The following is a 9,581-nucleotide window of genomic DNA, read 5'->3' on the forward strand; positions in this document are numbered from 1 at the left end:
TCTGTCAAACGAACGGCTCTGCCTCACATTCGGTGGTGACCGAAGGTAGTCGATGTCGTTGAGACCTGTGTGCGAGATCGATGATCTTACGAAGACAGTGTTCTCAGGACTCTGCCGCTGGTGATCGACGACGTGATGGACGAGGGCGAGCGAATCCTGGTGCGGGCTCGGACTCCGCAGAGGCCAGTGGCGTGTCCGGGGTGCGAGGCCGTGACGGCCCGGGTGCACGGGTATATCACCAGCGGACCCTCGCGGACGTTCCGGTCGATGCCCGGCCGGTGGTGCTCCGGGTACGTATACGTCGTCTGGTGTGCCCGACCCAGGGCTGTCGCCGCACGTTCCGGGAACAACGGGTCTGCTGCACCGACAGGTGACATCTGAGATGGCTTGCCGAGTGGGCAGGCTGGAAGGATGTCGCTGTGCCCAAGCCCTACCCTCGTGAGTTCCGTGATGATGTCGTGCGGGTGGCCCGTGATCGTGATCCGGGCGTGACGGTCGGGCAGATCGCGAAGGACTTCGGGGTCCATCCGATGACGTTGTTCAAGTGGTTGCGCCAAGCCGACATCGACGCCGGGACCAAGCCTGGCGTCAGTGGCAGCGACTCAGTCGAGCTGCGGGAGGCCCGTGAGCGGATCAAGCTCCTCGAACAGGAGAACGAGGTCCTGCGTCGGGCCGCGGCCTACCTGTCGCAGGCGAACCTGCCGGGAAAAGGCTCTGCCCGCTCGTGAGCGAGCTGGCCGCCGACGGGATCCCCGTGGCGGTGACGTGCCGGGTATTGACCATCGCTCGTCAGCCTTACTACAGGTGGCTTGCCCGCCGTGTCACCGACGCCGACCTGGCGCAGGCGTACCGGGCGGACGCGTTGTTCGACGCCCACCGTGATGACCCGGAGTTCGGATATCGGTTCCTGGCCGATGAGGCCCGCGCTGCCGGCCAGCCGATGGTCGAGCGCACCGCCTGGAAGATCTGCTCTGGCATGGGCTGGTTCAGCGCGTTCAGCAAGCGCAAGCGCCGGGGCAAGGGCGGCAAGGTCGGTCCGCCGGTGCACGACGATCTGGTGCGCCGCGACTTCACCGCGGATGGCCCGAATCGGTTGTGGCTGGCCGACATCACCGAACACCGCACCGGTGAGGGCAAGCTGTATCTGTGCGCGATCAAGGACGTGTGGTCGAACCGGATCGTCGGCTACTCCATCGACGCACGCATGAATCTAGGCTGGCCGTCAACGCCCTGCACAACGCCGTAGCCCGCCGTGGTGACGTGGCCGGCTGCGTGCTGCACACCGACCGCGGGTCCCAATTTCGAAGCCGGAAGTTCGTCTAGGCCCTCAACCAGCACCAGATGATCGGGTCGATGGGCAGAGTCGGCGCCGCCGGCGACAACGCCGCCATGGAATCGTTCTTCGGCCTGCTACAGAACAACGTCCTCGACAGCCGAACCTGGACCACCCGACAGCAACTCAGGACCGCGATCGTGACCTGGATCGAACGTACCTACCACCGCCGCCGACGCCAACGATCCCTGTCCCGGTTGACCCCTATCGAGTACGAGACCATCATGACCCCACCGGCCAGTCAGGCCGCGTGACTGCAACTGTCACCTATCGGTGCAGCAGACCCCTGGTTCCCCAGAACGAGGAAGACCTCCCCAGCTGCGACCTATGAGTCACCACCAACACCAGCCAGTGACTCACCCGACCCGGACATCACCCCGGTGCCACGCATCCCCACCCGCTCGCCTGCGCAGGAAGGGCCCGACCGATGCCCACACCCCGCCCCGACGGCCCTGTGCTGAAGAAGCTGGGGCCGCAGTGTCACCTGCCAGTTCGTCGGGAGCCGGGTCGCCGACCGCTACCCGCAGACCCAGAACTGCGGCGTCGGGTCGGCTGATCAGCCGGTCCGTCGACGGCACCAGGGCTGGAGAACGACACCGAAGGCGCTGCAGGACGGGAAGACTCCGGTGGCGGCCATTGCGACGCCGCGATCTGGGCCCCGGTGACCGGCAGGGTAGGCGAGATCTGGTCGAGCAAGCGCTGCGCCAGGGTGGCGTCGATCTCGACGTCCGCGCTGATGCGAACATCGGCCGCGGTCGCCAGGTCCACGACGTCGTCGCTGGTGAACGCATCAGCTCCGAGAGTACTCAGCCGTCGCGCGAACTCCTGGGCATTGATCATTTGCAGCCTCATCGTCGGACTGTTAATTATCCACCGTAACCCCCGCTCCGGTCGGCGGATCCTGCACCCGCCGTGCGGGCTACTGGGGCCGACAGTCGGCGCCGACAACTGCGACCGCTGCGCGGAAGCCCGCAACTCTTCGGTGAGCTAATCGCGCGCCTGCAGAGCCGTCACGCTCTGTGTTACCCATGCTGTCCCGCGACGCCCGGAAGCAGCCGCGATGTGCGCGGCGACTCGGGGCTGCGATCGGTCCGGCCCGGTAGCGCGTGCTGCGCCGGGCCGGGGCCACCGCGCAGGTGCGAGCGCTTACGGCGGCGACCCGCCCGGCCGCTTGCCGTTCTGCGACGAGGCACGCCCCGGCTCGATGCACGACACCACCCAGGCCCGCACCGCCAGCCTGGGCGACATTCTCCCGCACGCACCCCCGAGCGTTCAGGTCCTCACCGACGCGGCGCGCGTCACGGCCACCCAACCACCAGCCCGCGTGGACCACCCGAACACCAGCGGACCCGTTACCGACAGCTGTGGCACAGAACGGGAAACAACCCCCCCGAAACAGAGGAGCACCAACGGAGCACCAGCCGTCCACATCATGGAAGATCGCGGCACATCCTGGGACAACAACAAGGCCGCAACCGGCGTTTCTGCTGGTCACGGCCTTGATCGTGAAGTGCGCCCGAAGGGACTCGAACCCCTAACCTTCTGATCCGTAGTCGGCAGCCATGTGGGTAAAGTCATCCATTTAGCACTCTATCAAAGTTGGTCCGAGTGTCTAGCCCTTGATCCTGCTGGGTCCGGCCGGATAACCACAGTTCCACGCCTCCTGCCGGGCCACGAGCCGCGTATCACTACTTCCCGGGACCGGGGGCAGGGGCCCAACTTCCACGCCGGTCCGAGGGGGTCCATGCCAGTCCCCGACGTCCGAGCACCCGTGGAGCACCCCGGGAGCTCCGGCCCGGCTGGTCGACATCGCGCTACACGACGCCGCTGGAGATCTAGAGTCGGAGTTGACGACTGGCAAACGGTGTCTACCCTCGACAGCTGTTGGCGGCAAGGTGGCCCGTCGATCTTTAGGGGGCCAGCCCGTACGGTGTCGCTGTGAATACTGACCTTCCCGAGATGGTCATCGACCCGGCAGCGGCAGGATTCGACGGTGACGTACTGGCTCCGGTACCCGTGACAGATGCGGCCCAACGAGTGCTCGCCTTCTGCACCGAGCCGCGCAGCGGATGGGTCACCTACCATCTCGCCGCCCGCAGCACCCGTACCTCCGGGCTATTCGATCAGGTCACCACCTGGTCACTGCTCTACGCCAACGCGCTCGCCGGCCGAGTAGACATCGAAGACGTGGCCGGATTCTCCCGGTCCCGCCGACGCGACTTCGCCGCCCGACTCGCCACCGTGCCGGAGGACACCGACCTGCACACCATGGACGACGACGGCATAGCCACGGTCGTCAACCTGTGCCGCTTCGGGTACCACGGTGTCTGGGGACCCAAGACAACCAAGATGGCCGCCCTGTACCGACCCCACGCAGTCCCAGTGCTCGACGGACACGTCGCGGAAGTGTTCGGCTTCAACCGCGAGGGCTTCTCGAACAAGGCGCGCCAGCACGGCCTCGACCGCCACGAGCGCATCGACAAGGTCGTTCGAGCCTTGGCGATCTGGATTCGCATCCACCGCGCCGAGATAGCGACCCTGCGGGATGCCGTGACACCGACCGTTCCCGAAATCCACGACCTGCCAGACCTTCAGTTGATCGACATCGTCCTATGGACCTCGCAGGACGACAAGCCGACATACCGGCGACCCGGCCAAGGCGAACGATGGATCAACCGGCCAGTCGGCCAACATGTCACAACCGAGGAATTACAGCCTGAACCAATCCCCACACCAAGTAGTCACTCGCTTGCGGGATCGAGCGGCACCGTACTCTCGGCTGCGGGAGGCGAAGGACGCCTTGACCAGGGCGTCACCGGTGGCGAAGACGGCGTGTAGGGCGTCGTCCGGTCGTCGAACTCGAAACGGATGATTAAGTCCCTTCCACGGCGTACATCCCACAGTTGGGATACTGGTTACAGTGGAGAAGCCGGAAATTCGAGTAGCGGCGCGACATGCCCTTGGATGCTTTGTCGCCGCTCCATGCAACGAACCCGTCCTTCCCATGCGCGCATGGAGAGTCGGATCCGTCATCGAAGCGGTCGAAGCCGCGTCCACCGGGAACCTTGCGGTGGTAGACCCTTTGGCCCGATATCAAGTCGATCGGTCCTGTTCCGCTCGGCAATGCCGCACCCCACATCACAGCGACGATGTGTCGACGGAAATCGCTGTGGAGACTCTGGAAAGTCGTCCCGGGACTACCTATGCGCTCAACTGGCTTTTCTAGCTGGTCAAACCGCTCGATCGAGAGCCGCCAGTCCCCTCGTCCGGTGATGACCACAACCAGGTCGGCTCGTTCCGCCAAGGCCTGAGAGCTTAACTCACGGGGGGCCGCGACGATCGACAGACGCAGGCCAACGGCGGCGGCGGTGGTGCGTAGTTTTGCCTCCCAATCAGGAGGCGTCTCGAGATATCCCGGCGTCGGCATGCCCAGGATGAGCACTTCTCTCGGGGCGTCCGGATGCTGAAGGTGGTGATCCACGCGGAGCCTCGCCCGCATGGTTTCCAGCCGCTCGGCCACTGTGCAAAGACCGTCGTGATCCACCACCACAGGAAACACCTCAACGTCTACCCTGGCGACCTCGGGTGGTAGACCGGGGGTGATGGTGGCGCTGAGTTCGACGTAGACAGTAGAGCCAGCCACGATGACCAGCGCCGACTGGCAGACTTCGATGATGCCGCCCGAGGTGCGCAGCTGGCCCGCAGCGCTCGGCCGGTTGACTACTTGCTCGAGGATTGCCGTCGCGGTCGGCGAGGCGAATCCGTAGTCCTTCAAGGCAGCGAATGCCTGCTGCAACCATCCTGGCTTGGTCCGCTTTTGCGTTGCCCGCCGGAGGGGCGAGGTACCTGCTTTGCCAGCCAGGACAAACTCGCCAGGAGGCCGGTCGACAGGCGTAACCTGGACTGGCGACAGAGCGACTGAGAGGAGATCGCATGCCTGTTTACCAGGCACACGCGGGTTGACCCCCATGACAAGCCTCAGCCGCGCGCACGCAGCAAGTACTCAGCCTTGATTGGAAGGCTCGCAAGCTCGGCCAGGGGCATAAGGTCAATCACCAAGTGAAGCAGCGCACGCAGTTGGGCGGTTTCGTCGTTGGACTTGGGGATGACCGTTTGTGACGTGGGTCGGGTCAGCTCCGAGTTCGCCGACGGTTTTGCGGTTGCCCTCGTACGCGTATCGAGGAGATCCCTCACGTTGACGCCGTTATGACGTGCCCAGGCGACGGCGAGGTCCAGTACCCTGCGCTGCAACTCCGCCCGCCAGGCGGACAACAGTCCGAGGCGGTTCAACTCATTTCGAAACCGTCCAGGACTGGGGTCGTCCAGGCTAGCCAGAAGGGTGTCTCGGGTCGTCTGGTCAGTGAGCGTCTTTGCCCACTCACGCATCCAGGCGATCTGGGTGGCCATATCGGCGGAAGGCATTTCGATGAAGCGTTCTGGAGAGGATTCCCATGCCGGCCGCCCGTCGCGGCCGACAGGGTACATGATGCCCCTGTTGTTGCCGTTGTCCCAGAGCCTCCGATGGTCGGGCGCCCAATCGACGAGGCATTGCCAGACATCGGATCGCAGCCGCATGCCCGGTGCCCCCGTGCCACCGCCGGCCGAGGAGGTCATCGTGGGCGTCGCGGCCTTCGCGGCCGTGGTTGACAACTGGGTGTCCGTCGTCAGCACGGCTTCCACCGGCTCCTCGGGCAGCAGCGCCATCCAGTGCCGCGTTGGAAGTTGCACCAAGCGGATGTAACCCTCCTCAGCAGCCGCCTGCACGAACTCACGGAAGGTTGGAAAGCCGAGCCCCTGCTCGGAGAAGGTGCCCTGCATGCGCTCTTGCAGGGCGGGCTTGAGACCCGCAGTTGTCGTTACTCGTCCGGTCTGACGCCACTCGCGAATGACAGCGACGAGTGCCTCGTATGCGTCCAGCGTCGCGGGATCGGCGGGAAGTGCGGTCATGACATCCTCCAGAGAGTGAAAGCCCTCTTAGGAGGGCTTTCCACTAGTCCGTTTGAATGTCGACCCGTCAGGGCAGTGGCCTCCGCCGGCTCTCGATCTGACCGATCACTGCCGCACGACCCGTAGGTAGGCGGTTTCCCACAGCGCCGCGAAGGGCTAGCGCCGCTGGGGCTCCCCGTCCGAGGGTTGCCGTCTGGCCAAAATTTGGCCCGACTCAATTCTTGGAACACATGTGCGTCGGTCTCCGCAGATACGCGTCGCATCGGGACCCCGACACCGCCAGACTAGCCCACCAGCGCCCGGCTGTCACGTAAAGGTCGCGATGGGCCGGCTCACAATCCCGACTGCGATCTCCCTCCCGCGACCGTCGCGACCAGTCTGAAGGCACGCTGGCACCGCAACCAGCCAACCTTCCCCGCGCTGGTTGACACGCCGTCGGCAGCGCTCTCGCCTGCCCGGAGGCCAACACCGGCGAGCTGGCGTCCAGGACGACGGATGGACCCTCCCGGGCGGCGACTCGGCGGCGCACCTCGACTGTCTTCTGGCCCGAGAGAATGGCTTCGCCGGGGCGCGGGGGACTGTAATACGAACGGCCCTGTCTCACATTCGGTGGTGACGGAGCGTGCGTGCTGTTATCCGAGGAGGATGCGGTGGCGGAGCAGGGCGAAGCCCGCTCGTCCGTGCATTTGACGGGCGATCCGTTTGGTCTTGGTGTTGACGCCTTCGGTGGGGCCGTTGCTGTACGGAAGCGTGAGCGCCGCATTCACGGCGTCGCGGTCCCGCTCCAGGCCCCGGGCGAAGGCGTGCAGATGGGGCAGATCTGCCGCGCGAACCTCGTTGATCCAGTACGAGAGCCTGTCGGAGTTCCCCGGCTGGGGCGTGAGGAGCTGGGCGAAGCCCTCGACCGCGGTGGCCAGGTGGGTCATCTCGGGGCAAGCGGCGGTGAGCCGTGCCAGTAGGTCTCGATGTTCGGGTTTGAGGGTGTCGGGCCTGGTGAGGATCATCCGGGCGAGCCGGCGGGGGGAGACGTGGCTGCGGTCGGCGTCCGCGCGGCCTTGGTTGATGTACTTGTGCAGGAGGTTGAGGCAGCCGGTGAAACCGAGGGCCTTGATCTCTTCGAAGAGGTGCTTGATGCCGACGCCGGGGTCCTCGGCCCGGCGTTTGCGTAGGTGTTCGCGGTAAGGGTCGACGAGGCTGGCACGGTACTTGGGGACGCGGAGCATCCGTTCGGGCCGGTCGGCTCGCGCGTAGCGTTTGACGGTGTTCAGGGCCAGCTGCAGGCGACGGGCGCACTCCAGCAGGCCCACGCCCTGGTCGAGTAGGCGGTGGACCTGGTGCCAGCGTTCCAGAGTCGTCTGCGCGCGTGGACCGTCGTAGATGGGTGCGTCCAGCACGGGGGCCCAGCAGGTGCTGTGGGCCTTCACCTCAATCAGGGCGGCTTCGCAGAGGTTGTGCCACAGGTGCCACCTGTCGGCAACCTGCACCGCGTCGGGCAATGCGCGGCGGATGGCCTCAGCGTAGGTGGCCGAGCCGTCTCGGCACACGACCTGCACGCCCGGACGCTCGCGCAGCCACGCTTCGAGGGTGTCGACCGTGCGGTCGGGCAGCACGTCGATCCGCTCATGGGTCTCGGCGTCGATCACCACGGTGGCGTAGCGGTGCCGCCGGCGCAGAGCGAAGTCGTCGACGCCGATCACACGGGGCGTCCGCCCAGTGGGCAAAGGGATACGCAGCAGGACGCGCAGGGCCGTGTGACGGGACAGGCCCATGGCCAGTACCGCCAGCAGACGTGCCCCCGCCCGGCCCGCTAACTCCTTGACCACAGCCTTGACCTGCCGAGACAGGCGGGCCGTGCGTCGCTGGTAACGCTCCAGCACCCCGGGCATCTGCTCACGGAAGGTCTGCCGGCAGCCGCGCGTGGGACACACCAGACGCCGCACCCGCACACGGACCACCACCCGACGCCCATCGACTGGCACGTCGGCCACCGTCCGCAGGTGAAACCCGTGCACCCGCCCCGACGACACCCCGCACACTGGACAGACAGCGGTGCCCCACGGAGTCCGCGCCCGCACCACGATCCGCTCGCCTTCGTCGACTACATCCTCTATGACCAGCGGGGAAAGACCCGAGAACACCGCCCGCACAAGCCCATCGACATCCTTCACGCCAGGGTCAACGACCCTGGCGACACTCCGTCACCACCGAATGTGAGACAGGGCCGTTCGTTTGGGTCTGCTGCACCGATAGGTGACATCTGAGATGGCTTGCCCTGGTGGCGGGCTGGAAGGATGTCGCTGTGCCCAAGCCCTACCCCCGAGAGTTCCGCGATGACGTCGTGCGGGTCGCTCGTGACCGCGAGCCAGGCGTGACGGTCGAGCAGATCGCCAAGGACTTCGGCGTGCACCCGATGACCTTGTTCAAGTGGCTGCGCCAGGCCGACGCCGGAGCCGCCCCCGGGACGGCCGGCAGCGAGTCGGCCGAGCTGCGCGAGGCGCGCAAGCAGATCCGGTTGTTGGAGCAGGAGAACGAGGTCCTGCGCCGGGCCGCTGCCTACTTGTCGCAGGCGCATCTGCCGGGAAAAGGATCTACCCGCTCGTGAGCGAGCTGGCCGCCGGCGGAATCCCCGTGGCGGTGACGTGCCGGGTATTGAAGATCGCTCGTCAGCCTTACTACCGGTGGCTGGCCCGACCCGTCACCAACGCCGATGAGGTGGCGGCGTACCGGGCTAACGCGTTGTTCGACGCCCACCGCGACGATCCGGAGTTCGGCTACCGGTTCCTCGTCGACGAGGCCCGTGACGCCGGGGAACCGATGGCCGATCGCACCGCGTGGCGGATCTGCTCCGGCAACGGCTGGTGGAGCGCGTTCGGCAAGCGCAAGCGTCGCGGCAAGGGCGGCAAGCCAGGCCCACCCGTGCACGACGACCTGGTTCAGCGGCACTTCACCGCCGACGGCCCGAACCGGCTGTGGCTGGCCGACATCACCGAGCATCACACCGCCAAGGGCAAGCTCTACCTCTGCGCGATCAAGGACGTCTGGTCCCACCGCATCGTCGGCTACTCCATCGACTCACGAATGAAGTCCCGCCTCGCCGTCGCCGCACTGGACAACGCCGCCGCCCGACGCGGTGACCTGGCCGGCTGCATCCTGCACACCGACCGCGGATCCCAAGGCGGACTCAACCGGTCGTCGCAACACCTCGTGGTCAGGGAGGTGTTGCATGGTGCGTCGTCAGCAGCAGGCAGATCGGGCTTTGCGTCCGGCGATGCGTTCGCCGGGCCGGCCGATGCCGGCCCGG

At 66.2% G+C, this 9,581-nt stretch carries 8 protein-coding genes and 2 pseudogenes; 6 read left to right on the forward strand and 4 right to left on the reverse strand.

The genetic code is table 11. From position 1 onward, the window contains the following. Positions 1 to 67: 67 nt before the first annotated feature. A pseudogene (locus AC0AIB_RS21745) lies at positions 68 to 350 on the forward strand (transposase family protein); the annotation flags it as partial. A gap of 69 nt (positions 351 to 419) precedes the next feature. Next, positions 420 to 1,587, forward strand: a pseudogene (locus tag AC0AIB_RS21750) (IS3 family transposase). Between the two features lie 226 nt (positions 1,588 to 1,813). On the opposite strand, the gene AC0AIB_RS21755 reads toward AC0AIB_RS21750, so the two are convergent. Next, positions 1,814 to 2,185 carry a hypothetical protein gene (locus AC0AIB_RS21755; protein WP_328341262.1) on the reverse strand — a complete coding sequence of 124 codons (372 nt, stop codon included), beginning with the start codon at positions 2,183 to 2,185 and terminating at the stop codon, positions 1,814 to 1,816. A gap of 352 nt (positions 2,186 to 2,537) precedes the next feature. On the opposite strand from AC0AIB_RS21755, the gene AC0AIB_RS21760 reads away from it, so the two are divergent. Then, positions 2,538 to 2,879: a hypothetical protein gene (locus AC0AIB_RS21760; RefSeq protein ID WP_328341260.1), complete on the forward strand. Its 342-nt coding sequence runs from the start codon at positions 2,538 to 2,540 to the stop codon at positions 2,877 to 2,879. Between the two features lie 392 nt (positions 2,880 to 3,271). Further along, positions 3,272 to 4,171, forward strand: a complete 900-nt coding sequence (locus AC0AIB_RS21765) for a DUF6308 family protein (protein WP_465097368.1) — start codon at positions 3,272 to 3,274, stop codon at positions 4,169 to 4,171. Positions 4,172 to 4,205: 34 nt separating this feature from the next. Here the strand turns inward: AC0AIB_RS21765 and AC0AIB_RS21770 are convergent, their stop codons facing one another. From AC0AIB_RS21770 to AC0AIB_RS21780, 3 genes are all read right to left on the reverse strand, one after another. Next, on the reverse strand, positions 4,206 to 5,108 hold the full coding sequence (locus AC0AIB_RS21770; protein ID WP_465097369.1) for a hypothetical protein: 903 nt from the start codon (positions 5,106 to 5,108) through the stop codon (positions 4,206 to 4,208). A 203-nt stretch (positions 5,109 to 5,311) separates the two neighbouring features. Next, on the reverse strand, positions 5,312 to 6,280 hold the full coding sequence (locus tag AC0AIB_RS21775; RefSeq protein WP_465097370.1) for a hypothetical protein: 969 nt from the start codon (positions 6,278 to 6,280) through the stop codon (positions 5,312 to 5,314). A 632-nt stretch (positions 6,281 to 6,912) separates the two neighbouring features. Next, entirely contained in the window at positions 6,913 to 8,448 is a 1,536-nt protein-coding gene (locus AC0AIB_RS21780; RefSeq protein ID WP_465097371.1) for an ISL3 family transposase, read from the reverse strand. A 131-nt stretch (positions 8,449 to 8,579) separates the two neighbouring features. On the opposite strand from AC0AIB_RS21780, the gene AC0AIB_RS21785 reads away from it, so the two are divergent. Continuing rightward, a complete protein-coding gene (locus tag AC0AIB_RS21785; protein WP_465097372.1) occupies positions 8,580 to 8,882 on the forward strand; it encodes a transposase in 303 nt (100 codons plus the stop codon). Next, positions 8,879 to 9,581: DDE-type integrase/transposase/recombinase (locus AC0AIB_RS21790; protein WP_465097373.1), on the forward strand; the 703-nt coding region annotated here is incomplete at its 3' end. The genes AC0AIB_RS21785 and AC0AIB_RS21790, both read left to right, overlap by 4 nt.

The sequence above is a fragment of the Micromonospora sp. DSM 43699 genome, assembly GCF_055517075.1.

Excerpts from the sequence above, each read along its gene's own strand:
- AC0AIB_RS21775 (WP_465097370.1), bottom strand. The coding sequence starts at position 6,280 with ATGACCGCACTTCCCGCCGATCCCGCGACGCTGGACGCATACGAGGCA.
- AC0AIB_RS21755 (WP_328341262.1), bottom strand. The coding sequence starts at position 2,185 with ATGAGGCTGCAAATGATCAATGCCCAGGAGTTCGCGCGACGGCTGAGT.
- AC0AIB_RS21760 (WP_328341260.1), top strand. The coding sequence starts at position 2,538 with ATGCACGACACCACCCAGGCCCGCACCGCCAGCCTGGGCGACATTCTC.